The organism is Streptomyces sp. NPDC012637 (assembly GCF_042954805.1).
GTDB lineage: Bacteria > Actinomycetota > Actinomycetes > Streptomycetales > Streptomycetaceae > Streptomyces.
In genome coordinates this window covers 429,036-453,596 of sequence record NZ_JBIBDS010000009.1, presented here as the reverse complement: position 1 = coordinate 453,596, position 24,561 = coordinate 429,036, and the positions used below count along the sequence as shown (strand labels likewise).

23 protein-coding genes and 2 pseudogenes are annotated in these 24,561 nt (G+C 74.1%); 16 read left to right on the top strand and 9 right to left on the bottom strand.

What is annotated here, in order from left to right; genetic code table 11:
* Positions 1–18 precede the first annotated feature (18 nt).
* The 6 genes from scpB (at position 19) to ACFY8W_RS32830 (ending at position 5,563) form a co-directional block, all read left to right on the top strand.
* On the top strand, positions 19–573 hold the full coding sequence (gene scpB, locus ACFY8W_RS32855; protein WP_391113392.1) for an SMC-Scp complex subunit ScpB: 555 nt from the start codon (positions 19–21) through the stop codon (positions 571–573).
* Positions 573–1,694, top strand: coding sequence for a pseudouridine synthase (locus ACFY8W_RS32850; protein ID WP_391113274.1), 1,122 nt, complete (start codon positions 573–575; stop codon positions 1,692–1,694). The genes scpB and ACFY8W_RS32850 overlap by 1 nt, the downstream gene beginning before the upstream one ends.
* A 271-nt stretch (positions 1,695–1,965) precedes the next feature.
* Positions 1,966–3,039: an AAA family ATPase gene (locus ACFY8W_RS32845; protein ID WP_391113271.1), complete on the top strand. Its 1,074-nt coding sequence runs from the start codon at positions 1,966–1,968 to the stop codon at positions 3,037–3,039.
* Positions 3,036–3,776: an NUDIX domain-containing protein gene (locus ACFY8W_RS32840; RefSeq protein ID WP_391113269.1), complete on the top strand. Its 741-nt coding sequence runs from the start codon at positions 3,036–3,038 to the stop codon at positions 3,774–3,776. The genes ACFY8W_RS32845 and ACFY8W_RS32840 overlap by 4 nt, the downstream gene beginning before the upstream one ends.
* The gene (locus ACFY8W_RS32835; RefSeq protein WP_391113266.1) at positions 3,773–4,786 is read left to right on the top strand and encodes an ADP-ribosylglycohydrolase family protein; all 1,014 of its coding nucleotides are present in this window, start codon (positions 3,773–3,775) and stop codon (positions 4,784–4,786) included. The genes ACFY8W_RS32840 and ACFY8W_RS32835 overlap by 4 nt, the downstream gene beginning before the upstream one ends.
* Positions 4,787–4,789: 3 nt before the next feature.
* Positions 4,790–5,563: a DNA polymerase beta superfamily protein gene (locus ACFY8W_RS32830; protein ID WP_391113264.1), complete on the top strand. Its 774-nt coding sequence runs from the start codon at positions 4,790–4,792 to the stop codon at positions 5,561–5,563.
* Here ACFY8W_RS32830 and ACFY8W_RS32825 read toward each other — a convergent pair.
* The 3 genes from ACFY8W_RS32825 to ACFY8W_RS32815 are packed head-to-tail and all read right to left on the bottom strand — an operon-like array spanning position 5,480 to position 7,094.
* Positions 5,480–6,232 carry a DNA polymerase beta superfamily protein gene (locus tag ACFY8W_RS32825; RefSeq protein ID WP_391113262.1) on the bottom strand — a complete coding sequence of 251 codons (753 nt, stop codon included), beginning with the start codon at positions 6,230–6,232 and terminating at the stop codon, positions 5,480–5,482. The two genes, ACFY8W_RS32830 and ACFY8W_RS32825, sit on opposite strands and share 84 nt — an antisense overlap.
* Positions 6,233–6,242: 10 nt before the next feature.
* Positions 6,243–6,713 carry a Rieske 2Fe-2S domain-containing protein gene (locus tag ACFY8W_RS32820; protein WP_391113259.1) on the bottom strand — a complete coding sequence of 157 codons (471 nt, stop codon included), beginning with the start codon at positions 6,711–6,713 and terminating at the stop codon, positions 6,243–6,245.
* 45 nt (positions 6,714–6,758) lie between these two features.
* Positions 6,759–7,094 carry a DUF952 domain-containing protein gene (locus ACFY8W_RS32815; RefSeq protein ID WP_391113256.1) on the bottom strand — a complete coding sequence of 112 codons (336 nt, stop codon included), beginning with the start codon at positions 7,092–7,094 and terminating at the stop codon, positions 6,759–6,761.
* A 377-nt stretch (positions 7,095–7,471) separates the two neighbouring features.
* On the opposite strand from ACFY8W_RS32815, the gene aroH reads away from it, so the two are divergent.
* From aroH to der, 5 genes are all read left to right on the top strand, one after another.
* On the top strand, positions 7,472–7,834 hold the full coding sequence (gene aroH / locus ACFY8W_RS32810) for a chorismate mutase (protein ID WP_384423569.1): 363 nt from the start codon (positions 7,472–7,474) through the stop codon (positions 7,832–7,834).
* Entirely contained in the window at positions 7,831–8,919 is a 1,089-nt protein-coding gene (locus tag ACFY8W_RS32805) for a prephenate dehydrogenase (protein ID WP_391113252.1), read from the top strand. Before aroH ends, ACFY8W_RS32805 begins: the two co-directional genes overlap by 4 nt.
* A gap of 274 nt (positions 8,920–9,193) precedes the next feature.
* Positions 9,194–9,865 (top strand): (d)CMP kinase, encoded by a 672-nt coding sequence (gene cmk / locus ACFY8W_RS32800; protein ID WP_391113249.1) that lies wholly within the window; start codon positions 9,194–9,196, stop codon positions 9,863–9,865.
* Positions 9,862–10,506 carry a 1-acyl-sn-glycerol-3-phosphate acyltransferase gene (locus ACFY8W_RS32795; protein ID WP_391113246.1) on the top strand — a complete coding sequence of 215 codons (645 nt, stop codon included), beginning with the start codon at positions 9,862–9,864 and terminating at the stop codon, positions 10,504–10,506. Before cmk ends, ACFY8W_RS32795 begins: the two co-directional genes overlap by 4 nt.
* 79 nt (positions 10,507–10,585) lie before the next feature.
* Positions 10,586–12,034: a ribosome biogenesis GTPase Der gene (gene der / locus ACFY8W_RS32790; protein ID WP_391113243.1), complete on the top strand. Its 1,449-nt coding sequence runs from the start codon at positions 10,586–10,588 to the stop codon at positions 12,032–12,034.
* 122 nt (positions 12,035–12,156) lie between these two features.
* Here der and ACFY8W_RS32785 read toward each other — a convergent pair whose 3' ends face one another.
* Together ACFY8W_RS32785 and ACFY8W_RS32780 are read right to left on the bottom strand one after the other, a co-directional pair.
* Positions 12,157–12,384, bottom strand: coding sequence for a hypothetical protein (locus tag ACFY8W_RS32785; protein ID WP_391113240.1), 228 nt, complete (start codon positions 12,382–12,384; stop codon positions 12,157–12,159).
* A gap of 203 nt (positions 12,385–12,587) precedes the next feature.
* On the bottom strand, positions 12,588–13,370 hold the full coding sequence (locus ACFY8W_RS32780; protein ID WP_391113237.1) for a hypothetical protein: 783 nt from the start codon (positions 13,368–13,370) through the stop codon (positions 12,588–12,590).
* A 225-nt stretch (positions 13,371–13,595) separates the two neighbouring features.
* Here ACFY8W_RS32780 and ACFY8W_RS32775 point away from each other — a divergent pair, with 225 nt between their 5' ends.
* Positions 13,596–14,315 carry a transglycosylase family protein gene (locus ACFY8W_RS32775; protein WP_391113234.1) on the top strand — a complete coding sequence of 240 codons (720 nt, stop codon included), beginning with the start codon at positions 13,596–13,598 and terminating at the stop codon, positions 14,313–14,315.
* Here the strand turns inward: ACFY8W_RS32775 and ACFY8W_RS32770 are convergent.
* Genes ACFY8W_RS32770 through ACFY8W_RS32760 form a run of 3 tightly spaced genes read right to left on the bottom strand, consistent with a single transcriptional unit; the run spans position 14,312 to position 18,305 of the window.
* Positions 14,312–14,959, bottom strand: coding sequence for an ATP-binding cassette domain-containing protein (locus ACFY8W_RS32770; protein WP_391113231.1), 648 nt, complete (start codon positions 14,957–14,959; stop codon positions 14,312–14,314). The genes ACFY8W_RS32775 and ACFY8W_RS32770 overlap by 4 nt on opposite strands.
* Positions 14,956–17,856, bottom strand: a complete 2,901-nt coding sequence (locus tag ACFY8W_RS32765; protein ID WP_391113228.1) for an ATP-binding cassette domain-containing protein — start codon at positions 17,854–17,856, stop codon at positions 14,956–14,958. The genes ACFY8W_RS32770 and ACFY8W_RS32765 overlap by 4 nt, the downstream gene beginning before the upstream one ends.
* The gene (locus tag ACFY8W_RS32760; RefSeq protein ID WP_391113226.1) at positions 17,844–18,305 is read right to left on the bottom strand and encodes a hypothetical protein; all 462 of its coding nucleotides are present in this window, start codon (positions 18,303–18,305) and stop codon (positions 17,844–17,846) included. The genes ACFY8W_RS32765 and ACFY8W_RS32760 overlap by 13 nt, the downstream gene beginning before the upstream one ends.
* A gap of 156 nt (positions 18,306–18,461) precedes the next feature.
* On the opposite strand from ACFY8W_RS32760, the gene ACFY8W_RS32755 reads away from it, so the two are divergent.
* From ACFY8W_RS32755 to ACFY8W_RS32740, 4 genes and pseudogenes are all read left to right on the top strand, one after another.
* Complete coding sequence (locus ACFY8W_RS32755) at positions 18,462–18,965, top strand: hypothetical protein (protein ID WP_391113223.1); 504 nt, start codon at positions 18,462–18,464, stop codon at positions 18,963–18,965.
* Positions 18,943–20,238, top strand: coding sequence for an ABC transporter substrate-binding protein (locus ACFY8W_RS32750; protein WP_391113220.1), 1,296 nt, complete (start codon positions 18,943–18,945; stop codon positions 20,236–20,238). The genes ACFY8W_RS32755 and ACFY8W_RS32750 overlap by 23 nt, the downstream gene beginning before the upstream one ends.
* Before the next feature lie 68 nt (positions 20,239–20,306).
* The gene (locus tag ACFY8W_RS32745; RefSeq protein WP_391113217.1) at positions 20,307–21,584 is read left to right on the top strand and encodes a glycosyltransferase; all 1,278 of its coding nucleotides are present in this window, start codon (positions 20,307–20,309) and stop codon (positions 21,582–21,584) included.
* An 83-nt stretch (positions 21,585–21,667) separates the two neighbouring features.
* Positions 21,668–22,729, top strand: a pseudogene (locus tag ACFY8W_RS32740) (helix-turn-helix transcriptional regulator); the annotation flags it as partial.
* Positions 22,730–22,781: 52 nt separating this feature from the next.
* On the opposite strand, the pseudogene ACFY8W_RS32735 reads toward ACFY8W_RS32740, so the two are convergent.
* Positions 22,782–24,305, bottom strand: a pseudogene (locus ACFY8W_RS32735) (cbb3-type cytochrome c oxidase subunit I); the annotation flags it as partial.
* Between the last annotated feature and the right edge of the window lie 256 nt (positions 24,306–24,561).

The window sequence follows — 24,561 nt, the reverse complement described above, 5'->3', positions numbered from 1 at the left end:
GCCCTCGAAGCCGTCCTCATGGTCGTCGACGAGCCCGTCACCGAGGCCCATCTCGCCAAGGTCCTCGACCGGACCCCGCGCGAGGTCGGCGACGCGCTGCGCGAGCTCGCCGACGAGTACGCGACCCAGGGCCGCGGCTTCGAGCTGCGCCTGGTCGCCGGCGGCTGGCGCTACTACACCCGTGCCGAGTACGCCTCCGCCGTCGAGGCCTTCGTCCTGGACGGCCAGCAGGCCCGGCTGACCCAGGCGGCCCTGGAGACCCTCGCCGTCGTCGCGTACCGCCAGCCGGTCAGCCGTTCCCGCGTCTCCGCCGTACGAGGAGTGAACTGCGACGGGGTCATGCGCACCCTTCTCCAGCGCGGTCTGGTGGAGGAGGCGGGCGCGGAACCCGAAACAGGTGCGATCCTGTACAGGACGACGAACTACTTCCTGGAGCGGATGGGCCTGCGCGGCCTGGAGGAGCTTCCGGAACTCGCGCCCTTCCTCCCCGAGGCGGAGGCGGTCGAGCCGGACTCCCTGGAAGGCGTTCCGTCGTTCGACCCGGATGCCGACGACAAGACGACGGAAGTTTGATGCGAAGCAGCAGCGGCAGGAACAGCGGAAACAACGGCGGGAGCCGTGGTGCCAAGAGCGGCGGCCGCGGCAACTACAGGGGCGCGGGGAACAGCCGCGACGACCGGGGCGGTCAGGGCGGCCAGAGCGCCGGCCGTCCGCGCCGGCCCCGTCCCGAGGAGCGCTCCTACGACGTGGACGGCCTCGCCGGCCGTCCCTCCGACGGCCCGAAGCGCGGTCGCGGCGAGGCCGCCCGCGGCGGTGCCAAGGGCGGTCCCAAGCAGTCCCCGAAGCGCGGCGGCGGCCGTACCGCCCCGGCGCGCTCGCGCGAGTACGACGCCCGGGCGGAGGAGCGCAACCGCGAGCGGTACGCGAACAAGCCGCAGATCAAGACCCCGAAGACCTTCCCGGGCGCCGAGCAGGAGGGCGAGCGCCTGCAGAAGGTGCTGGCCCGCGCCGGCTACGGCTCGCGCCGTGCCTGCGAGGAGCTGGTCGAGCAGGCCCGCGTCGAGGTCAACGGCGAGATCGTCCTCGAGCAGGGTCTGCGCGTCGACCCTGAGAAGGACGAGATCAAGGTCGACGGCCTGACCGTGGCGACCCAGTCGTACCAGTTCTTCGCGCTGAACAAGCCCGCTGGTGTCGTCTCCACCATGGAGGACCCCGACGGCCGCCAGTGCCTCGGCGACTACGTCACCAACCGCGAGACCCGGCTCTTCCACGTCGGCCGGCTCGACACCGAGACCGAGGGCATCATCCTGCTCACCAACCACGGCGAGCTGGCCCACCGTCTCACCCACCCCAAGTACGGCGTGAAGAAGACCTACCTGGCCGCCATCACCGGCCCGCTGCCCCGCGAGGTCGGCAAGCGGCTCAAGGACGGCATCCAGCTGGAGGACGGCTACGCGCGCGCCGACCACTTCCGGGTCGTCGAGCAGACCGGCAAGAACTACCTCGTCGAGGTCGTGCTGCACGAGGGCCGCAAGCACATCGTGCGCCGCATGCTCGCCGAGGCGGGCTTCCCGGTGGAGAAGCTGGTCCGGACCGCCTTCGGACCGATCACGCTGGGCGACCAGAAGTCGGGCTGGCTGCGCCGGCTCAGCAACACCGAGGTCGGCATGCTGATGAAGGAAGTCGGCCTGTAGCCGCACCCGCTCCACGCGAGGCCCGTGACCGCCAGCCCGGCGGTCACGGGCCTTTTTCGTACTTGTGGTCGAGCCCTGCCGCCATTTATAGTCAGGATGACTCTTAAAGGCTCAAGGAGGCGGCCATGAGTCCCACGAACTTCCCCATCGCCCTTGCCGCGCGCGGCCGGCGGACCTGGACCCACGGGGGTGGACCAGGCTTCGGCGTCCCGCCCGCCGCGGGGGCGGTGGGGAACCTCGGGGCGGCGGGCCGGACAGGGGAGGAGCAGGCGTGAAGCGCTACGGGCACGGCCTCGTCCTCGGCAGGTTCCGTCCGCCGCACGCCGGCCACCACCACCTCGTCCGCACCGCGCGCGAGCGGTGCGAGCGGCTCACCGTCCTCGTCCGCGGCGCCGGCGACGAATCCCCGCCGCTCGCCGACCGCGTCGCCTGGATGCGGGAGATCCACCCGGACGCGCTCGTCGTCGGCGCCGAGCTCCCCGTCGACCTCCAGGACCCCGACCACGGGGACGCCCACATGGCGATCCTCCGGGCCGCCGTGCCCGAGCCCGTCGACGCCGTCTTCACCTCGGCCCCGCACGGCGAGGAGCTCGCCCGCCGCCTCGGCGCCGCGGCCGTCCGCGTCGAGCCCGACCGGACCCGTCACCTCGTCTCCAGCGCCGCCGTCCGCGCCGACCCCGTCGCCTTCTGGGACGACCTGGAGGCACCCGTACGGGCCGCGCTCACCCGACGGGTCGTCGTCCTCGGCGCCGAGTCCACCGGCGCCACCACCATGGCGCGCGCCCTCGCCGACCACTACGGGCGGCGCGGCGGCGTCTGGACCCGCACCCGCTGCGTCCCCGACCACGGACGCGAGTACGCCGAGCTCAAGCTCGCCGAACTGCGCGCCGAACGGCCCGGCGCCGACCTGTCCGACGTCGGCCTCCGCTCCGCCGACTTCCCCGTCATCGCCCTGCGCCAGGCCGAACTGGAGGAGGAGGCCGCCCGCGACGGCTCGCCCGTCCTCTTCTGCGACAGCGACGCCTTCGCCACCACCATCCGGCACGAGCGGTACCTGGGCACCAGCAGCCCCGGCACCGGCGAGATAGCCGCCCGCGGCCGGCAGCACCTGTGGCTGCTGACCGACCACCGAGGCGTCGCCCACGCCGACGACGGGCTGCGCGACGGCGAGCACCTGCGGCCCTGGATGACCGCGCGCCTCCTCACCCAGCTCGCCCACACCGGCCGCCGCACCGTCGTCCTCACCGGCCCGCACGAGGAGCGCCTCGCGACGGCCGTCGCCGCCGTCGACGCGCTGCTCGCCGAGGCCCGGCACTTCACCGAACCACTGCCGGAGCACCGATGACCACCGCGCCCCCGGGCGTCGAGGGCTACGACAAGCACGCCTTCGAGCCCTTCGCCCTCACCGCCGACCTCGCGGTCCTCACCGTCCGCGAGGGCCGCCTGCACGTCCTGCTCGTCGAACGCGGCCAGGAGCCCTACGCCGGGGCCTGGGCGCTGCCCGGCGGCTTCGTCCTGCCCGACGAGTCCGCAGAGCAGGCCGCGCGCCGCGAACTCGCCGAGGAGACCGGCCTGTCCGGCGATACCGCGGCCCTGCTCCACCTGGAGCAACTGCGCACCTACAGCGACCCGGGCCGCGACCCGCGGATGCGGGTGGTCTCCGTCGCGTTCACCGCGCTCGTCCCCGACCTGCCCGAGCCGCGCGGCGGCGGCGACGCGGCGCAGGCCCGCTGGCTGCCGTACGAGGAAGTCCGGCACCTGGCCTTCGACCACGACCGGATCCTCGCCGACGCCCGCGAACGGGTCGGCGCCAAGCTCGAGTACTCCTGTCTCGCCACCGCCTTCTGCCCGACCGAGTTCACCCTCGGCGAGCTGCGGCAGGTGTACGAGACGGTCTGGGGCGTCGCGCTCGACCGCCCCAACTTCCGGCGCAAGGTCCTCGCGACGCCCGGCTTCGTCCGGCCCGTCGAAGGCCCGCCGCGCCGCACCGGCGGACGGGGGAAACCGGCCGCTCTCTACCGGGCGGGCGAGGCCACGGCCCTCCACCCGCCACTGCTGCGACCGGAAGGACGGACGGAATGACGAAGCAGGCTGCGACCGGCTCGCTGATCGGGCTGGCGCTGGGGGACGCGCTGGGCTTCCCGACCGAGTTCAACGACGTGCCGCAGATCCTCGGGAAGTTCGGCCCGTGGCGCGGCATGGAGCTGCCGGTGCGCGGGGGCACCGCGTACATCACCGACGACACCCAGATGACACTCGCCTTCGCACGGGGCGTCCGCACCGCCATGGAACGCGGTGAGCTCGCCCCGCTGCGGCTCGCCAGGCCCGTCCGGTCGGAGTACGTCGACTGGTACCACTCGCCGGAGAACAACCGGGCCCCCGGCCGCACCTGCATGGTTGCGTGCAGGCTCCTCGACAGCGACCGGGCCTGGCAAGACGCCAGCCAGATCCACTCCAAGGGCTGCGGCGCCAACATGCGGGTCGCACCCATCGGGCTCGTGCCCGGCCTCACGGACGACCAGCGCTCCGGCGCCGCCCAGCTCCAGGCCGCGCTCACCCACGGGCACCCCACCGCGCTCGCCGCCTCCGACCTCACCGCACGGGCCGTGTGGCTGCTCGCCCAGGGGGCCGACCCGACCGGGCTCGTCGGCCGGCTCCGCTCGTACGCGTACGAGAACCGCGACCGGTACCACGAGCGCTGGCTCGGCGACCTGTGGACCCGTTCCCAGGACCCCGGCGCCACCCACTTCATCCGGCGCGGCTGGGACGAGTGCCTGTCGGTCCTGGAGCGCCTGGACGCCGTCCAGCGCACCGCCGACCCGGAGCTCGACCCCTGCGAGTACACCGGGGACGGCTGGATCGCCGAAGAGGCGCTCGCCACCGGCCTGCTCTGCTTCCTCCTCTTCCCCGACGAGCCCCTGACCGCCCTGCGCCGCGCCGCCTGCACCCGGGGCGACTCCGACTCCATCGCCGCCCTCGCCGGCGCCTTCGCGGGCGCGCACCTGGGCGCGGACGCCTGGCCGGGGGAGTGGGTGGAGCGGATCGAGCACAGGGACGAGCTGCTGGCCCTCGGCGCGTTCTGGGACGCGTGAGCCATGTCCGACCAGAACGCCCTCGTGCCCGACGTGGACCTGTCCGCCGTCGTCGCCGAGCAGCCCGACCCGCTGCTCTTCGCCACCGTCTCCGGCGCGCACCTCTACGGGTTCCCGTCCCGTGACTCGGACGTGGACCTGCGCGGGGTGCACCTGCTGCCCGTTCCCGCCCTGCTGGGCCTGCGCGAGCCGGAGGAGACCAGGACCCGCATGTGGGACCGCGACGGGGTCGAGATGGACCTCGTCACCCACGACCTGCGGAAGTTCGTCCGGCTGATGCTGCGGCGCAACGGCTACGTCCTCGAACAGCTCACGTCACCGCTCGTCGCCCACACCACCGACGCGCACGCGGAGCTGCGCGCCCTCGTGCCGGGCGTGCTCACCTCGCACCACGCCCACCACTACCGGGGGTTCGCCGGCACGCAGTGGCGGCTCTTCGAGAAGAGCGGCGAGCTGAAGCCGCTGCTCTACACCTACCGCGCGCTGCTGACCGGAATCCATCTCATGCGCTCCGGCGAGATCCAGGCCCATCTGCCCACGCTCGCGGCCGAGGTGCCCGAGGCGCCCGCGCGGCTCGGCGGGCTCGTCGCGGCCAAGGCGGACGCCGAGCACGGCGCCGCCGACGTGGCCCTGGCGGACGTGCGGGTGGAGGTGGAGCGGCTGCACGGCGTGCTCGACGCGGCGCAGGCCGCGTCAGGACTGCCGGACGAAGCCCGCGCCTTCGCCGGCCTGGAGGACCTCGTCGTCCGGGCCCGGCTGGAGCACGCGCAGGGCTGAGGCGCGGCGGGCGCGGGCCAGGAAGTCCTCGACCCGGGGCTGGTCCGGGGCGTCGGGCAGGGGGCTGGTGGCGTGGGCGCGGTCGGACTCCTCCTGGAGACGGTTCATCCAGGACTCGACCTCCGGCCACGACACCTCGCCGCGCTTCACCGCGAGCAGGCGATCCCGCTCCTCGCTCACGTCGATCCGCAGCTCGCCGCTGCGCAGCAGGTCCCGGCAGCTGGTCAGCAGGCGCAGCAGGTGCATCGCGTGCTTCCAGCGGGGCGCGCCGTACTGGCGGACGTCGGCCTCCAGCTTGCGGCGCTGGCCTTCGGCGTACCGGACGAAGGTCGTGTGCGAGCGGCGGGAGAGGAACGCGTCGCGGAGGGACAGCAGTTCGCGGCCGGTCGCGTCGGCGTGCTCGACGAGCGGGGAGTGCAGGCACTCCAGGACGTTCGGGTTGTTGCGCAGCGCCAGCTCACAGAAGCGCTCGAGCTCCCAGCTGAACTGCTCCTCGGCCGGGCCCTCCACGTGCGCCGGCGGCTTGTCGAAGCACCAGAACAGCGGCGTCGGGGCGAGGTACACGCCCCGGCGGTCGGTGTCGCTGTCCTCGGTCGCCAGACCGAACGCGCGCGACCCCATCACACAGGAGTAGATCGTGTGGTCGCGCACCAGTTCCTCGGGATTCATGCGCGCCAGACTAGGCCAGGGTGATCGTCCCCGACGAGACGTCGATCTCCTCGGCCGGCAGCGGGCGGGGCGCCGGGCCCGCCACGACGGAGCCGTCCGCGATGCGGTACTTGGATCCGTGGCACGGGCAGTCGATCGTGCCGTCGGCCACCTTGTTCACGAGACAGCCCTGGTGCGTGCAGACCGCCGAGAAGGCCTTGAACTCGCCCCGCGCGGGCTGGGTCACCACGACCTTCGCGTCCTTGAAGACCGTGCCGCCGCCGACCGGGATGTCGGAGGTCCTCGCGAGCGCCGGGCGGCCGGAGGAGGCCGCCGCGGACGGCGGCGTGGACGGCGGTGCCGTCGGCGGCGCGGTGGCGTCCGTCGGCCCCGGGCTCTCCTCCGCACCGCCCGTTCCGTCCTCACCGCAGCCGGTGACGAGGACCGTGCCGGCGAGGAGAGCCGCACGGCGGGACAGGCGGGGCAGGGCGTCAGCAGTCATGGCGACCAGCTTGGCCAGCTCCCCGTCCCGCGCGCCGCGACACGCCTACGCCCAGGGCGTCAGCTCCCTCGCCCGGCCGTCCGCGTCCCGCCGTACCTCCAGGACCGCCGTCACCGCGGCCCGCTCGATCGGTCCGTACACGTGCGGGAAGAGCATGTCCTCCGAGCCCTCCCAGCGGACCTCGCCGCCCAGCCGCGACTCGTCGAGCACCAGGACGAGCAGCGGGCCGGGTACGTCGCGGTAGTGGCCGTCGGCGATGGCGAGGGCCGTGGTCTCGTCCGGCGAGCAGTGGACGAAGCCCTCGGCGGCGAGGGAGGGCGGGGCGTAGGGGAGTCCGGGGTCGGCGGACCATTCGTCCAGGGGTACGACGTGCAGCAGCATGCCGACAGTTGTACCGCGCGCCCGCACCCGCTGTATCCCGCGCCGGCTCCCGCTGGGCCGCACACCCGCATCACCCGCTGGGCCGCACGCCGGTACCCGCTGCGCTGTGCTTCCGCTGCCCGCCCCGACTACCCCGGGTGGCGGAACGTGGCGATGCGGGTGTGATGGGCGAGATCCCCGGTCCCTGCCCCAGGCCGCCGACAAGCTCAGCCCGCCGGCTCGCTGCCCCCCCGAGCGGCTCCCTGGAGGACCTCATCCGTCGGCAGAACCTCTGACGCCCGCGCGGCCCGTCTCGCAGGGCGGGCGCCGCGACGGTGGCTCCGGACGGCTGACTAGGCTGGCCGGAGCACCGACGCAGGCGAAGAAGGAGTGACGAGGTGGCGGTACGAGCGGTCCGAGGCGCCGTCCAGCTGGAGCGGGACGAGGCCGGGCACATGCACGAGCAGGTCGAGGAGCTGCTCACCGCCGTGCTCGAACGCAACGGACTGACCGCCGACGACCTCATCAGCATCTGGTTCACGGCCACACCCGATCTGCACAGCGACTTCCCGGCCGCGGCCGCCCGCCGCACCGGGATCGTGGACGTCCCCCTGATCTGCGCCCAGGAGCTCGACATCGAAGGCGCGATGCCGAGGGTCGTACGGCTCCTCGCGCACGTCGAGTCGGAACTGCCCAAGTCCCGGATCGCGCACGTCTACCTCGGTGCCGCGGCCGCCCTGCGCAAGGACATCGCCCAGTGAGAACCGCGCTCGTCATCGGAACCGGCCTGATCGGCACCTCGGCCGCACTCGCCCTCGCCGGGCGGGGCGTCACCGTCCACCTGCGCGACCACGACCCGGCCCGGGCCCGTACCGCCGCCGCGCTCGGCGCCGGCACGGACACGGCGCCCGAGGGGCCGGTGGACCTGGTGATCGTCGCCGTACCGCCCGCGCACGTCGCCGGGACCCTCGCCGAGGCGATCGGGTCCGGGCTCGGCCGCGGCTACCTCGACGTGGCCAGCGTCAAGGGCGGCCCCAAGCGGGAGCTGCAGGAGCTGGGGCTCGACCTCACCGCGTACATCGGCACCCACCCGATGTCCGGCAAGGAGCGCTCCGGCCCGCTGGCCGCCACCGCCGACCTCTTCGAGGGCCGGCCGTGGGTCCTCACCCCGACCCGGGACACCGACACCGAGGTCCTCAACCTGGCCCTGGAACTGGTCGCCCTCTGCCGGGCCGTCCCCGTCGTCATGGACGCCGACGCCCACGACCGCGCGGTCGCGCTGGTCTCGCACACCCCGCAGCTCGTCTCCTCCATGGTGGCGGCGCGCCTCGAGAGCGCGGATGAGACCGCGGTACGGCTCTGCGGACAGGGCATCCGCGACGTGACCCGGATCGCCGCCTCCGACCCCCGCATGTGGGTCGAGATCCTCTCCGCCAACCCCGGGCCCGTCGCCGACGTCCTCGCGGGCGTGGCGGCCGACCTGGACGAGACGGTACGGGCGCTGCGCTCGCTCGAGTCCGGCGACGACGCGAAACGGCGCGCGGGCGCCTCGGGCGTGGAGGACGTCCTGCGCCGCGGCAACGCGGGCCGCGCCCGCGTCCCCGGCAAGCACGGCGCCGCCCCGACCGCGTACGAGACGGTCGCCGTCCTCATCAGCGACCAGCCGGGCGAGCTGGCCCGGATCTTCGCCGACGCGGGCCGCGCGGGCGTCAACATCGAGGACGTGCGCATCGAGCACGCGACGGGCCAGCAGGCCGGTCTGGTCCAGCTCATGGTGGAGCCGTCGGCGGCGCCGGTGCTGGGCACGGCGCTGAAGGAGCGGGGCTGGGCCCTGCGGACGAGCTGACGTCCCGGAGGGACGAGCTGACGCCCCCGGGGCCCGTCCGGTCCCCCGGGTACGACTCGCCGGACCGGGTCCGGCACAGCCGTCCGGGGCCCGGGACACCGCCCCGGGCCCCGCGGTCCCGGCCGGCGGAGCACGATCCGGCCCGCTCCGGCGGGGTCCCGGCCCCCGGCCCCGCGACCGCTGGGCCGAACGGGTGCGGCGGACTCGGTAACCTTGTGGGGTCCCCCGTACATCCGCCGGGGGCTGCCGCTCACCCAGGAAGGCGTTCCCCACCGTGGAAACCGTGATCGTCGCCATCGACGGCCCCTCCGGCACGGGCAAGTCGAGCACCTCGAAGGCGGTTGCCGCCAAGCTGGGGCTGAGCTACCTCGACACCGGGGCCCAGTACCGGGCCATCACCTGGTGGATGATCAGCAACGGCGTCGACGTCACCGACGCCGACGCGGTCGCCAACGCCGCCGCCAAGCCCGTCATCGTCTCCGGCACCGACCCGGCCCGGCCCACCATCACGGTGGACGGCGTCGACGCCGCCGGACCCATCCGTACCGAGGAGGTCACCTCCAAGGTCAGCGCCGTCAGCGCCGTCCCCGAGGTACGGACCCTCATCACGGAGCTCCAGCGGTCCATCGCCCGGACCGCCGAGCGGGGCATCGTCGTCGAGGGCCGGGACATCGGCACCACCGTCCTGCCCGACGCCGACCTCAAGATCTTCCTCACCGCCTCTCCCGAGGCCCGCGCCGCCCGCCGCTCCGGCGAGCTCAAGGGCGTCGACGTCCACGCGACCCAGCAGGCCCTGATCAAGCGGGACGCGGCCGACTCCAGCCGCAAGACCTCCCCGCTCGCCAAGGCCGCCGACGCCGTCGAGGTCGACACCACCGAGCTCACCCTGGACCAGGTCATCGAGTGCGTCGTGACGCTGGTGGAGGAGAAGAGGGCCGCCGAGTGACCGAGCCCTCACGGAAGGGCGCCGCCGTCGGCCGCCGCATCGGCATCGGGCTGATGTACGGCTTCTGGAAGCCGCGCGTGCTCGGCGCCTGGCGGGTCCCGGCCACCGGCCCCGTCATCCTCGCCGTCAACCACGCGCACAACATCGACGGCCCCATGCTCATGGGCACCGCCCCGCGGCCCGTGCACTTCCTCATCAAGAAGGAAGCGTTCGTCGGCCCGCTGGGCGCCTTCCTGGAAGGCATCGGGCAGCTCAAGGTGGACCGGGACTCGACCGACCGGACCGCGATAGGCAACGCCCTCGCGGTCCTGGACCACGGCGGAGTCCTCGGGATCTTCCCCGAGGGCACCCGCGGCGAGGGCGACTTCGCCTCGCTCCGTGCCGGCCTCGCCTACTTCGCCGTCCGCAGCGGTGCCCCCATCGTCCCGGTCGCCGTCCTGGGAAGCACGGACGCCCCCGGACGGTTGGTCAAGGGGCTGCCCCGGCTCCGCAGCCGGGTCGACGTCGTCTTCGGCGACCCGTTCGAGGCCGGTGACGGCAGCGGCCGGCGCACCCGCAAGGCGCTGGACGAGGCGACCTTCCGCATCCAGGAACGGCTCACCGACCACCTGAAAAACGCCAGGCGCCTCACCGGGCGCTGAGCGACACTCTCAGTAGTGGGCCCCGGGGCTCAGGCCTACCGAGGACCCACCGACCACGAATGATCAAGGAACGGACTTCATGAACGACCAGCACGACCACGGGGCACTTGGCGACGCCGAGTACGCGGAGTTCATGGAGCTCGCCGCGGAAGAGGGCTTCGACCTCGAGGACGTCGAAGGCGCGATCGAGGAGGCCGGGCACGGCCCGCTGCCCGTCCTCGCCGTCGTCGGCCGCCCGAACGTCGGCAAGTCGACCCTGGTGAACCGCATCATCGGCCGCCGCGAGGCCGTCGTCGAGGACCGCCCGGGCGTCACCCGCGACCGCGTCACCTACGAGGCCGAGTGGGCCGGCCGCCGCTTCAAGGTCGTCGACACCGGCGGCTGGGAGCAGGACGTCCTCGGCATCGACGCCTCGGTCGCCGCCCAGGCCGAGTACGCCATCGAGGCCGCCGACGCCTGCCTCTTCGTCGTGGACGCCACCGTCGGCGCCACCGACACCGACGAGGCCGTCGTCAAGCTGCTCCGCCGCGCCGGCAAGCCCGTCGTCCTCGCGGCCAACAAGGTCGACGGCCAGTCCGGCGAGGCCGACGCCGCCATGCTGTGGTCGCTCGGCCTCGGCGAGCCCTTCCCGGTCTCCTCGCTGCACGGCCGCGGCACCGGCGACCTCCTCGACGAGGTCCTCAAGGCCCTGCCCGAGGCCCCGGAGCAGCGCTTCGGCAACGCCGTCGGCGGCCCGCGCCGCATCGCCCTCATCGGCCGCCCGAACGTCGGCAAGTCCTCCCTCCTCAACAAGGTCGCCGGCGAGGAGCGGGTCGTCGTCAACGAGCTGGCCGGCACCACCCGCGACCCGGTCGACGAGCTGATCGAGCTCGGCGGCAAGACCTGGAAGTTCGTGGACACCGCGGGCATCCGCAAGAAGGTCCACCTCCAGGAGGGCGCGGACTACTACGCCTCGCTGCGCACCGCCGCCGCCGTCGAGAAGGCGGAGGTGGCCGTCATCCTCATCGACACCACCGACCACATCTCGGTCCAGGACCAGCGCATCATCACGATGGCCGTCGAGTCGGGCCGCGCCGTCGTCATCGCCTACAACAAGTGGGACGAGCTGGACGAGGAGCGGCGCTACTACCTGGAGCGCGAGATCGAGACCGAGATGCAGCAGGTCTCCTGGGCGCCCCGGGTCAACGTCTCCGCCAAGACCGGCCGCCACATGGACAAGCTGGTCCCGGCGATCGAGACCGCCCTCGCCGGCTGGGAGACCCGTATCCCCACCGGCCGGCTCAACGCGTTCCTCGGCGAGCTCGTCGCCGCCCACCCGCACCCGATCCGCGGCGGCAAGCAGCCCCGCATCCTGTTCGGCACGCAGGCGGGCACCAAGCCGCCGCGGTTCGTGCTCTTCGCCTCCGGCTTCCTGGAGGCGGGTTACCGCCGGTTCATCGAGCGCCGCCTCCGCGAGGAGTTCGGCTTCGAGGGCACCCCGATCCACATCTCGGTGCGGGTGCGCGAGAAGCGCGGCAAGAAGAAGTAACGCGCGCGGGCGGCGCACGCCGCAGCAGCGCAGACGGCCGAGGGCCGGGGCATCGATGCCCCGGCCCTCGGCCGTTCCTCCAGGTCCTCCAGGTCCGTCGGGTCCGACAGGTCCGTCGGGCGCTACAGACCGCCGCTCCGCGAACCCGGCGGCAGCGCGTACGCCGACGACCAGGCCGTCTGCTGACGGTGCCGCGCCGCTCCGGTGCTGCCGAAGCCCCGGAAGGCCAGTTCGTCCTCGCCGCTGCGGTCGCCCGGCAGCGTACGGAACGACCGGCGGTACTCGGAGTACAGGGCGTCGTAGATCGGAGTCGCCGAGAAGCCCGCGGAACCGTCCTGCGCCGGGCGCATCGAGGGGATCGGACTCGGAACCTGACTCGGAGTCGGACTCGGATACTGCTGGCGGAATGGGTCGTATGGGTGCACGTATGTGCCAACGACCCCGCCGTCCGTGAGATGCGGGCGATGCACCTCGGAAAGCGGCGCCCGGGGGCGCGGCACGGTCGGCACCCCGGGGAAGCGGGCCGGCCCTATGGCGGGTCGCGGGTGGTCCATCACGTGCCGGCCAGCGGCATGGCGGCGGCCACCAGGCGCCCGTTGGCCGCGGCCTTCTCCAGGGCGTCGCGCAGCAGGTCCTCGCGCGGCTGCTGGCCGATCGAACCGACCGGGGCGGCGAAGACGAGGACCGTGTGCGACTTGTTCGCCGCGGCCCGCCAGCCGTCGGTGACCTGGAGCGGCTGGTGCGCCTGCCACCAGGCGACCTGGCCCGTGCCGCCCGTACCGGGCTGGAGCACCGAGTGCAACTGGCCCATGGCGACCAGGACCGACCAGCCGGGCAGCGGGGCCGGCGCGTGGTCGAGGTCGGTGACCGGCTGGAAGCCCTGCTCGACGAGGAGGGGCAGGAACTCGTCCGTCAGACCGTCCGAACCGGGGCGGGCGACCGGCGCGGTCGGCTCCACCACGAGCGCCGGGTGCAGCTCGCCCTGGATCAGGACGAGACCGCTGGTGACGCCGAGGACCGCCTGCTCCGGGTGGGCGGCGGAGAGCGAGTCGGCGGCGTCGGCCGCCGTGATCGAGGCGACGGCGCCCTGGAGCTGCTCCTCGGCGACCCGCACGACCTGCGACGGGATGCAGCTGGCGTGGGCGAAGGCCAGGACCGCGGTCTCCTCGCCGACGAACAGCACGGTGCTGGTGCGCTCCTGCTCGGAGTCGCCCGGGGTCCGGCAGGAGGTGCAGTCGTAGCTGCCCGGGGCGTTGTCGCCGGCGAGCAGCCGGTCGGCTTCTTCGTCGCCGATCTCGGCGCGTACGTCCTCGCTGACGTCGAGCATGCGCGGCACGGGGGACTCCCTGGACTCATTGCGTGCGACGGCGGGCGGTTCCCGGTCGTCTCATGCCGAGTTCAACGGGGAAGGCTCGGCCGGGGTCACGCGTGGAGGGCCGGCAAATGTCTGAGGCGCGGCGGCGAGGGCCGCGCCCGGGCCGTGCGGCCGACCGGGTGGGATGTGAACGGCGTTCCGCGCGGCACGGGGCCGGGCTTCCGGGCCGCTGCCTAGCCTGCCCCGATGTCGAAGATCCGATGGTGGACGACCGGGTGCCTGCTGGCGGCCGCGCTGCTGGCGGTCCCGGCGGAGGCCGTGGCGGGTGCGGCGCCGGCTGTCGCGGGTGCGGCGCCGGCCGGGACGGGCGTGGCGCCGGACGTGGCGGGTGTGGTGCCGGCCCTGGCGGGTGTGGTGCCGGCTGGGGCAGGTGTGGTGCCGGTCCTGGCGGGTGTGGCGCCCGCCGGGACGGGCGTGGCGCCCGCCGGGTTCGCTCCCGGCGGGCCGGCGGCGCCCGGCTCCGCCGCTCCCACGCCCGTCGAGGCGTGCGTGAAGGACCAGTGGCCGTGGGGCTGCGTCGCCGAGTGCGAGAGCAGCGGGGACTGGCGCGCCAACACCGGCAACGGCTTCTACGGCGGGCTGCAGTTCTGGCAGCCCACCTGGGACGAGTTCGGCGGCCGCCGCTACGCCCGGCGCGCGGACCTGGCGACCCGTGCGCAGCAGATCACCGTGGCCGAGGACGTGCTGCGCGTCCAGGGCTGGGGGGCCTGGCCGGTGTGCTCGCGGCGGTACGGCCTGAGCGGGCGCGCCCATGTCGTGCAGCCCGGCGACACGCTCAGCGCGGTCGCCCGGCGGTTCGCCGTCAAGGGCGGCTGGCGGGCGCTGTACGCCGCGAACCGGGCGGCGATCGGCCCGGACCCGAACCGGCTGACGGTCGGCACGATGCTGCGGATCGCCCCGCTCTAGACGAGCTCCCTGGCGTCGGCGAGGGAACCCCGGCTCAGTTCGTACGCGACCGAGCCCGGCGGCAGCCCGCGCGGGACGCGCTGCTCGGCCAGGACGACCGCCGCGGAGCGGGGCGGCCGGGCGAGGGCGGCGAGCAGGTCGTACGTACGGGAGGCGACGGCCGTGGACAGGCCGAGGGACGGCTCGTCGACGAGGACGACGCGGGCGGGGGAGAGCAGCGCGCAGGTCAGGGCGAGCATGCGCCGCTCGCCGCCGGAGAGGGTGCCGGCGCGGTGGCCGAGCAGCGGCGCGAGCTCCGGGTACGCGGCGAGAGCCGCGTCCTGGCGGCCGGCGGCCACCAGGTCCAGGTTCTCGGCGACGGTGAGGGTCGCGTACACCGCCCGCAGATCCGGTACGAAGCAGAGCCCGCGGCGGGCCCGGGCGTGGGCGGGCAGCCCGGTGACGTCCGTTCCGCGCCACAGCACGCGACCGGCGGCCAGCGGCACCGTCCCGGCGAGGGCGCGCAGCGCGGTGGTGCGGCCGGAGCCGTTGCGGCCGAGCAGCACGGTGACGGTGGCGGCGGGCAGCGCCAGGTCGAGACCGTGCAGGGCCTCCAGGGGTCCGTAGCGGACCCGCGCGGCGCGGAGGGCGATCTCGACGGTCATGGCCCGTTCCTGGACACGATCCGGCCGCTCTCCATGGTGTGGACGGTGCGGGCGATGCCGGCGACGAGGTCCGGGTCGTGCTCGATCACGAGCACGGCGAGGCCGTCGGCGGCGAGGGCGGCGAGGACGCGGGCGAGGGCGTCGGTCTCGTCGGCGTCGAGCCCGGCGGCGGGCTCGTCGAGGAGCAGGGTGTGCGGCCCGGCCGCGAGCGCCCTGGCCAGCTCGACCCGGCGCAGCGTGCCGGTCGGCAGCCCGGCCGCCGCCATCCGCCGGACCGGCCCGGCGAGCCCGGCGAGACGCAGCGCCTGCTCGACGGCCGTCTCCGCGTCCCGGCCGCGGCCCCGGGCGCCCACGTGGACGTTCTCCTCGACGGTGAGCGACGGGAACACGGCGAGCTGCTGGAAGGTCCGCGCGATCCCGAGGCGGTGACGGGTGTGGGCGGCCCGCTTCGTGATGTCCACCCCGTCGAGGGCGACCCGGCCGGCGGTCGGCCGCAGCGTGCCGGCGAGACAGTCGAACAGCGTGCTCTTCCCCGCCCCGTTCGGCCCGACGACGGCGGTGACCGCACCCGGCCGGAGCTCCAGGTCGACCCGGTCGAGGGCGGTGAGCCCGCCCGGGTAGGTGAGGCTGAGACGACGGGCGACGAGGCGGGCCTGCGCCCGCCGTGAGGGCGTTCGCCCGACCGCCGGTCCGCCGTCGCCGGCGGTTCCGGCCTCGGGCCGCAGGCCCTGCGCCCGGCCTGCGGCCGGTCCCTGTGCGGGTGAGTGCCCGTGTGCCGGTTCTGCAGTGGGTGGTGCGGCGTCGGTGGCTGTGGGCGGTTGGGGGTGTGTCCGGACTCCTGTCGGTTTCTCCGCGGGTGGGACGGCGTGTGCCGGTTCTGTGGTGGGTGGTGCGGCGTCGGTGGCTGTGGGCGGTTGGGGGTGTGTCCGGACTCCTGTCGGTCTCTCCGCGGGTGGGACGGCGTCTGCCGGTCTTCCGGCGGGTGCCGCAGCCGCGGGCCGTTGGCGGTGCGCCCGGCCCTCGCCCGGGGCGGCGCCCCGGCGCCCGCTCCGTGCCGGGCCTTCGGCCGGCTGCCCGTCGGTGGTGGCCCCGCCGGGTGCCGGAGCCGCGCGCCGGCCCGTGCCACCGGCTTCGCCCGGGCGCGATTTCGGGAGCAGGGCCGGGACGAGTGGGGGGACGCGGCCCGTCAGGGTGGCGAGGAGGCCGATCAGGACCACCGCGACGCCCGCGTGGGAGCCGGCGTCCAGGGCCACGAGGAGGGTGGCGGCCAGCAGGGGAGTGAGGAGGGTGTCCGCGCCGAGGACCAGGACGGCGGCGAACCAGAGGAGGCCGCGGACCGGGTCGAAGGCGTCGGGGTCGAAGGCCCGGACGCCCATGCCGAGCAGGCCGCCGCCCAGCGCGGCCAGCGCCGAGCCCAGGGTGAAGGCGAGCAGCTTGAGGCCCGCCACCGGGACGCCCGCCGCCTCCGCGCCCGGCTCGTGGTCGCGCAGCGCCGCCAGCCCGCGGCCCGTGCGTCCCCGGCGCAGGGCGGCGACCAGGAGCAGGCAGCCGGCCAGGAGCACCAGCTCGAGGACGTAGTACGCGCGGTCGTGGCCGAAGCCCGCCGGGCGGTCGAGCGCCACGCCCGCCGTCGCGTACGGCTGCGCGAAGACGAAGCGGCTCACCGCGACCCCGACGGCGAGGGTCGCCAGGGCGAGGGCGAGCCCGTGGCGCCGGATCGCAGGCCAACCGGTCAGCAGACCCAGCGGCGCCACGCACAGCACCGCCACGCCCAGCGCCACGAGCTGCGGCAGACCGGCCGCCGTGAGCAGGCCCGTGAACAGCGCGCCGAGACCCGCGTACGCCGCCTGGCCCAGCGCGATCTGCCCGCCCCGGCCGGAGACCACCACCAGCGACAGCAGGATCACGGCGAGGGCGGGGACCTGCACCGCCGTCGTCAGGTCCTCGCCCGCGAAGCCCAGCGGCAGCGCGAACAGCACCGCCGTCACCAGCCACACGCCCGGCGGGACCCGCGGCGCGGCCCGCGGCGGCGGCAGCGCGTCCGTGTCGCCCACACCGGGCAGCACCAGGGCCGCCACGAGCAGCGCCACCACGAACAGGTTCGCGCCCACCGCCTGGAGCAGTTCGCCCGGCCAGCCCCCGGGGTGCAGCCGGGTCAGCTGGGCCTGCGCCACGCCGAGCGCGAGCGCGGTCACCACCGCCACCGGCAGGCTCCGCATCCGCGCCACCACCGCGACCGCGATCACCTCGACCACCAGCAGAGGCATCCCGTACGGGTCGAGCCGCACGTACGGTGCGAGCAGCACGCCCGTGAGGCCCGCCGTGAACGAGCCGAACGCCCAGCCCGCCGCCGACACCCGGTCCGCCGGGATGCCGGACAGGACGGCGAGCGGCCGGTTGTCGACGACCGCCCGCAGCTCCCGGCCGAACCGGGTCCACCGGGTCACCGCGCCCACGAGGCAGGCCAGCGCCACCGCCGCCGAGAGCTGCGCCCACGGGTCGTCGCCGAGCAGCACGGGCGCGTCGTCGCGCGCGCCGCCGCCCCAGACCAGCGCCGCCGCGCCGACGAGCAGCACGAACACACCGATCGAGGCCACGAGCGTCTGCGCCGGGCCGGCCCCGGCCAGGGCCAGCGGCCGGAACACGGCCCGGTCCAGGACCAGGCCGATGCCCGGCGCGACCACGAGCAGCGTCACCAGCGCGGCCGGTGGCAGCGGCCAGCCCCACTCGACCACGAGCTGGCGCAGCACGTACGCGCAGATCATGGCGACCGCGCCGTGCGCGAGGTTGAGGACGCCGGTCGCCCGGTAGGTGACGATCAGGCCGATGCCGGTGAGCGCCGCCGCGCTGCCGACGGCGAGCCCGGCGAGCGTGAGGTCGTACGTCAGCGAGGCCACGGCTCACACACCGGGCAGGGAGCCAGGTCCGCGTCCCCCGCCGGTTCCGCCTCGGGCCGCCCCGCCACCAGCGGGCAGTCAGGCCGGTGCGCCAGCGTCCCGCCCGGCACCCGCAGCGGCGGCCCTGCGGAGGAAGGCGCCCCGGCCCGCTCCTCGTCCGGCCGCTCCTCCTCCGCCGGCTCCGGCGCCTCCGTCCCCGGTCCCCACCCCGGCCCCGAGCCGCCCAGCAGCGCCCCGACGACCAGCACCGCCCCCGTCACGATCAGCGCCGCTCCCGGCACCGTGCACGAGGCCAGATACGGCAGCTGGCGCTCCGCGAAGCGCTCGCCCGAGATCCCGTACCAGCCGATGACGCACAGCACCGCCCCGCCCGCCGCCGCGACGAGCCCGCCCCACAGCAGGAGCCGGGGAGCCGGTGTCCGGCGGACCGACGGCGGAATCGACGGCACGGGAGCCTCCCTCGCTTCGGTCGGTGACATCACACAGCCACACCCTTTATGTTCTCTTTAGTTCCCTTCCTTGCGCTATGTCCGCGATCGGCACACCCTGGAAGCGGCAGGCCGCCCGGTCTGCCCTCGCGTCCGGCACCTCCGGTGGTGAGCCAGATGGTTCTCAAGCGACGCGCGGCCGCTTTCGCCGCCGCGGCGGTCCTCGCCCTCACGCCGGTGGTCGCCGGCTGCTCGGACGACGGCGGCTCCGCCTCCGACCAGGGCACGCCCACCGTTCCCCCCGTGCCCGAAGCGACCGACCAGCCCGGTGACCCGGCCGCTGCCAAGGCGGAGATCACCAGGAACTGGACCGCCTTCTTCGACCCGAAGACCCCGACCGCCGAGAAGGTCAAGCTCCTGGAGAACGGCGAGGCGATGGCACCGGTCCTCGGCGCCTTCGCGGGCGACAAGAACGCCCGGCAGACCTCCGTGAAGGTCAAGCAGGTCGACTTCACCTCGCCGACCGGCGCCGACGTCACCTACGACCTGCTCGTCGCCGGCAACACCGCCCTGCCCGACGCCAAGGGCACCTCCGTCCTCCAGAACGACACCTGGAAGGTCTCCGTGCGGACCCTCTGCGGCCTCGTCCAGGTCAGCGGTGCGACCGTCCCGGGCTGCTGAGACGGCACTGGCGCTGCTCCTCGCCGTCCTGGCCGCGCTCACCGCGGCCTGCGGCAGCCGGCTCCCGGAGCGCGCCTTCGAGACGCGGCCCACCGTCAACCCCTCCGGCGGTGAGCCGCTTCGCGTCGGCATCATCACCAGCGCCACCAGTCCCGTCGGCGGCGGGACCTTCACCGGCCCGCGCGACGGCGCCCTCGCCTACTTCGCCGCCCTCAACGCCCGCGGCGGCCTCGACGGCCGCCGGATCGAGGCGGTCACCTGCGACGACGGCGGCAGCGGCATCGGCAACAACGCGTGCGTGCACCGGCTGGTCGACGAGCGCAAGGTCTTCGCCCTGGTCGCCACCACCGCCCTCGACTACGCGGGTGCCCCGCGGGTCTCGCGGGCCGGCGTCCCCGACATCGGCGGGCAGCCGCTGACCCCGGCCTACGAGACGTACCCGCACCTCTACGGGATCTACGGCAGCTCCGCCCCGCGCACCGGGCAGGCGCCCGGCTGGAACGGCGTCCTGTACGGCGGCACCGAGGTCTACCGCTGGTTCAGGACCCACCTCGGCGCCCGCACCGCCGCCGTCGTCTCCTACAACCAGGCCGCCTCGGCCGCGTACGCCCGGCTGATCTCTCAGGGGCTGCGGGCCGAGGGCTACCGGGTCGTCGACGAGCAGGTCGACTTCGTCCTGCCCAACTTCCGCGCGGTGGCGGCCGATCTGCGGGCGCAGAAGGCCGACGTCGTCTTCGACGCGATGGACACCCACGGCAACGCCCGGCTGTGCGAGGCGATGGAGGCCTCGGGCGTGCGGGTCGCCGCCAAGGTGACCAACGTGCAGAACTGGTCCTCGTCGGTGCCGCGCGACTACGCGAAGTCGCCCGGCTGCCGGGCCGCGCTCTACGTCACCGGCTCCAGCCGCAACCACGACGACACGTCCTTCCCCGCCGTACGGGAGTTCCGGGCGGCGATGGGCGGCCGGCCGCTCTCGCAGTGGCAGTTGGAGGGCTGGGCGGCCGCCATGTGGTTCACGGACGCGGCGCGGTCCTGCCTCGCCGCGCCCGGCGGGCTCACCCGGGCCTGCGTCGAGGAGTACGTCAACCGGGCGGAGCCGTACACCGCGCGGGGGTTGCTGCTGCCGGTCCGCTTCGAGCACCTCGCCGAGCCGCCGAAGACCCGTGACACCTGTCTGTCCGTGGCGCGTTGGCGCGACGGGCACGGCTGGGTCGCCCAGGGCGACATGAACAGCACCTGTGCCTCCGTCCCCCAGTTGGGATACCGGCCGTGAACACGGACGCGCCGGGGCAGTACAGTCGCCCACGACCACGCACCTGACCGGGGGGAACCGGCACGCCCATGCGCATCTCCTTCCTTCTCCACAACGGCTACCACATCGGCGGGACCATCCGGGCGACCTTCACGCTCGCCGCCGAGCTGGCGGGCCGTCACGAGGTCGAGATCGTCTCGGTGTTCCGCCACCGCGACGAGCCGATCCTCGGCGTGCCCGCCGGTGTGACGCTGCGGCACCTCGTCGACCTGCGGAAGAAGAACCCGGGTTACGACGGCGAGCACCCCGACTTCCACCGGCCCGCCCGGGTCTTCCCGCGCGGTGACGGCCGCTGGAAGCAGTACAGCGCGCTCACCGACGCCCGGATCGGTGAGCACCTCGCCTCCGTCGAGGCGGACGTGGTCGTCGCGACCCGCCCCGGGCTCAACGTCCAGCTCGCCCGGCAGGCGCCGCGCGGCCCGGTCCTCGTCGGCCAGGAGCACCTGACCCTGGACGGGCACGGCTACCGGCTGCGGCGCGACATCCGGCACGAGTACGCGCTCCTGGACGCGGTCACCACGGTCACCGAGGCCGACGCCCGTTCCTACCGGGCGCTCGGGCTGCCCGGGGTGCGCATCGACGCCGTTCCCAACAGCGTTCCCGCGCCGGGCCTGCCGCCCGCCGACCCCGGGTCGAAGATCGTCGTGGCGGCCGGCCGGCTCACCCCGGTCAAGCGGTACGACCTGCTGATCGACGCCTTCGCGGACGTGGCCGCCGCCCGCCCGGACTGGAAACTGCGGATCTACGGGACCGGCGACGCCTCCGACAACCTGAAGAAGACGCTGGCGAAGCAGGTCGAGCGGCTCGGTCTCGGCGAGCACGTCTTCCTCATGGGCACCGCCCACCCGATGGAGCCGGAGTGGGCCAAGGGCTCGCTGGCCGCGGTCACCTCGCGGCGCGAGTCCTTCGGCATGACCATCGTCGAGGCGATGCGCTGCGGGCTGCCGGTGGTCTCCACCGACTGTCCGCACGGCCCCGCCGAGATCATCGAGGACGGCGTGGACGGCCGGCTCGTCCCGGTCGACGACACGGCGGCGGTCGCGGCGGCGCTGCTCGCCCTCATCAACGACGACGAGGCCAGGGCACGGGCGGCGAAGGCCGCGCTGGTGGCCTCCGAGCGCTTCGACCCGGCGCGGGTCGCCGGCCGCCACGAGACGATCTGGACCGACCTGGCATCGGCCGCCGCACCGCGCTCCCGCACCCACCCCGCCTTCCGGGCCGTCGCCCACCGCACGGTCGGCGCGGCCGTCGACGCCGTCTACACGGCGAAGGCGGCGGCGGGGAGGCTGGTCCGCCGCTTCCGCTGAGGCGGGGGAGGGGCCGGACGAAGGGCGAGCCCCTTTCCGATCGCGGACGCATCCTGTCCGCGATCGCTGGCAGACTCGGGCGCATGTTGGAGACCTCCGCACGACTGCTGCGCCTGCTCTCGTTGCTCCAGGCACACCGTGACTGGTCCGGGGCCGAGCTCGCCGAACGGCTCGGGGTGACGCCGCGGACGGTGCGGCGGGACGTGGACCGGCTGCGGGAGCTGGGATACCCGGTGAACGCGACGCCCGGCACGGGCGGCGGCTACCAGCTCGGCGCGGGGGCCGAACTGCCGCCGTTGCTGCTCGACGACGAGGAGGCGGTCGCCGTCGCCGTCGGGCTCCGGGCCGCCGCCGGGCAGGGGATCGAGGGCATCGGCGAGAGTTCCGTGCGCGCGCTCGCCAAGCTGGAGCAGGTGCTGCCCGGGCACCTGCGCCGCCGGGTGGGCGCCCTGAACGCGTACACCGTGCCGATGCTGCGCACCCCGCGCGACCGGATCGACCCGGCCGTCCTGACCGAGCTGGCCAACGCCTGCCGGGACGCCGAGCGGCTGCGCTTCGAGTACCGCGACCACGGCGGCGCCGCCACGCGCAGAACCGTCGAGCCGCACCGCCTGGTGTGCAGCGAGCGCCGCTGGTACCTGGTCGCCTGGGACCTGGACCGGGCCGGCTGGCGCACCTTCCGGGCCGACCGGATCACGCCGACGCCGCCGCACGGGCCCCGCTTCACGCCCCGCGAACCGCCCGCCGAGGACCTGGCCGCCTATGTGGCGAAGGGCGTGTCCACCGCCGCGTACAGCACCGAGGCGACGATCCGGCTGCACGTGCCGCTCGCCGAGGCCGCGGCCGCCGTGGGCGCCGCCGACGGGACGCTCACGGCCGAGGGCGAGCACTCCTGCGTGCTGCGGACCGGAGCCCACAGCCTCGACCTGCTGGTCGTCCACGTGTCGATGATCGGTTTCGAGTTCGAGGTCCTCGACCCGCCGGAGCTCGTCGACCGGGTGCGGGCGCTCAGGGACCTGCTGTCCCGGGGCCTCGGCCGGTCGGCCGGCGCTCCGGCGGCGGGCTCGTGATCCGCATCCGCTCGTACGCCGCGAACTCGGGGTGGTGCAGGTCGAAGGCGGGGGACTCGGAGCGGATCAGCGGCACCGCGAGGAAGTTGTGCCGGGGCGGCGGGCACGAGGTCGCCCACTCCAGCGAGCGCCCGAAGCCCCACGGGTCGTCCACCTCGACCTTCGGCGCGTACCGCCAGGTCCGCCACGCGTTGTAGAGGAACGGCAGGGTGGACGCGCCGAGCAGGAACGCGCCGATCGTCGACAGCGTGTTGAGCGCCGTGAAGCCGTCGGCGAGCAGGTAGTCGGCGTACCGCCGGGGCATGCCCTCCGCGCCCAGCCAGTGCTGCACGAGGAAGGTGAGGTGGAAGCCGACGAAGAGCGTCCAGAAGTGGATCTTGCCGAGGCGCTCGTCGAGCATCCGCCCGGTGAACTTGGGCCACCAGAAGTAGAAGCCGCCGAAGGTCGCGAACACGACGGTGCCGAACACGGTGTAGTGGAAGTGGGCCACCACGAAGTACGAGTCGGTGACGTGGAAGTCCATCGGCGGCGACGCAAGGATCACCCCGGTGAGCCCGCCCAGCAGGAACGACACCAGGAAGCCGGTCGCCCACAGCATCGGGGTCTCGAAGGACAGCGAGCCCCGCAGCATCGTCCCGGTCCAGTTGAAGAACTTCACCCCGGTCGGCACCGCGATCAGGAACGACAGCATCGAGAAGAAGGGCAGCAGCACGGCCCCGGTCACGAACATGTGGTGGGCCCACACGACCACCGAGAGCCCGGTGATGGTCATCGTCGCGGCGATCAGCGTCACGTAGCCGAACAGCGGCTTGCGTGAGAAGACCGGGATGATCTCGCTGACGATGCCGAAGAACGGCAGGGCGATGATGTAGACCTCGGGGTGCCCGAAGAACCAGAACAGGTGCTGCCACAGCAGCGCGCCGCCGTTGTCCGCCTGGAACGCGACCGAGCCGAACCGCCGGTCGGACTCCAGGACCAGCAGGGCCGCGGCGAGGACGGGGAAGGCGACGAGCACCAGGATCGTGGTGAAGAGCACGTTCCAGGTGAAGATCGGCATCCGGAACATGGTCATGCCGGGCGCCCGCATACCGATGATCGTCGCCAGGAAGTTCACCGAGGTGAGGATCGTGCCGAAGCCGGAGAACGCCAGCCCCATGATCCACAGGTCGACGCCGATCCCGGGCGAGCGCAGCGCGCTGTTGAGCGGGGCGTAGCCGGTCCAGCCGAAGGCGGCGGGTCCGGTGGGGGTGAGGAAGGACCCCAGCACCATCAGGCCGCCGAAGAGGAACAGCCAGTACGAGAACATGTTGAGCCGGGGGAAGGCGACGTCGGGCGCGCCGATCTGGAGCGGCACCAGCTCGTTGGCGAAGCCGGCGAAGGTGGGTGTCGCGAACAGCAGCAGCATGATCGTGCCGTGGATGGTGAAGGCCTGGTTGAACTCCAGGTTCGACACCAGCTGGAGCCCCGGCCGGGCCAGCTCGGCCCGCATCACCATCGCCAGCGCCCCCGCGACGAGGAAGAAGACGAACGAGGTCACCAGGTACAGGTGCCCGATCTTCTTGTGGTCGGTCGTGGTGAGCCAGTCGATCACGATCCGCCCATGCCGTTGCCGCTGCGATTCGACGGCCGCGGTCTCGGTCTCGGTACCCATCCCCGGATGATGACCTCCGTCGCGCGGGTGGTGCGGGAGGCGGACCGGCGGGTCGTCCGGTCGGCGGACCGTGTGCACGGGATGCGGAGGAACCGTGAATTCCGCCGGCGGTGCCGGGTCCGCCCGAATTCCCGGGCGGGGCACACGTGTACGGAATTCGGGAAGCGCTTGCCGACGGGGTGCGCGTTCGCCGTGGGCGGCTCGCGGAGAGGGCCGGGAATTACCCGGGAAACGGCCGGAAACCGACCTCGCCGGC

Bases quoted from the DNA above. Each gene is read 5' to 3' on its own strand.
- scpB (WP_391113392.1), top strand. From the start codon at position 19: ATGGTCGTCGACGAGCCCGTCACCGAGGCCCATCTCGCCAAGGTCCTC.
- ACFY8W_RS32850 (WP_391113274.1), top strand. From the start codon at position 573: ATGCGAAGCAGCAGCGGCAGGAACAGCGGAAACAACGGCGGGAGCCGT.
- ACFY8W_RS32840 (WP_391113269.1), top strand. From the start codon at position 3,036: ATGACCACCGCGCCCCCGGGCGTCGAGGGCTACGACAAGCACGCCTTC.
- ACFY8W_RS32835 (WP_391113266.1), top strand. From the start codon at position 3,773: ATGACGAAGCAGGCTGCGACCGGCTCGCTGATCGGGCTGGCGCTGGGG.
- ACFY8W_RS32830 (WP_391113264.1), top strand. From the start codon at position 4,790: ATGTCCGACCAGAACGCCCTCGTGCCCGACGTGGACCTGTCCGCCGTC.
- ACFY8W_RS32825 (WP_391113262.1), bottom strand. From the start codon at position 6,232: ATGAATCCCGAGGAACTGGTGCGCGACCACACGATCTACTCCTGTGTG.
- ACFY8W_RS32820 (WP_391113259.1), bottom strand. From the start codon at position 6,713: ATGACTGCTGACGCCCTGCCCCGCCTGTCCCGCCGTGCGGCTCTCCTC.
- ACFY8W_RS32815 (WP_391113256.1), bottom strand. From the start codon at position 7,094: ATGCTGCTGCACGTCGTACCCCTGGACGAATGGTCCGCCGACCCCGGA.
- der (WP_391113243.1), top strand. From the start codon at position 10,586: ATGAACGACCAGCACGACCACGGGGCACTTGGCGACGCCGAGTACGCG.
- ACFY8W_RS32785 (WP_391113240.1), bottom strand. From the start codon at position 12,384: ATGCGCCCGGCGCAGGACGGTTCCGCGGGCTTCTCGGCGACTCCGATC.
- ACFY8W_RS32775 (WP_391113234.1), top strand. From the start codon at position 13,596: ATGTCGAAGATCCGATGGTGGACGACCGGGTGCCTGCTGGCGGCCGCG.
- ACFY8W_RS32770 (WP_391113231.1), bottom strand. From the start codon at position 14,959: ATGACCGTCGAGATCGCCCTCCGCGCCGCGCGGGTCCGCTACGGACCC.
- ACFY8W_RS32755 (WP_391113223.1), top strand. From the start codon at position 18,462: ATGGTTCTCAAGCGACGCGCGGCCGCTTTCGCCGCCGCGGCGGTCCTC.
- ACFY8W_RS32745 (WP_391113217.1), top strand. From the start codon at position 20,307: ATGCGCATCTCCTTCCTTCTCCACAACGGCTACCACATCGGCGGGACC.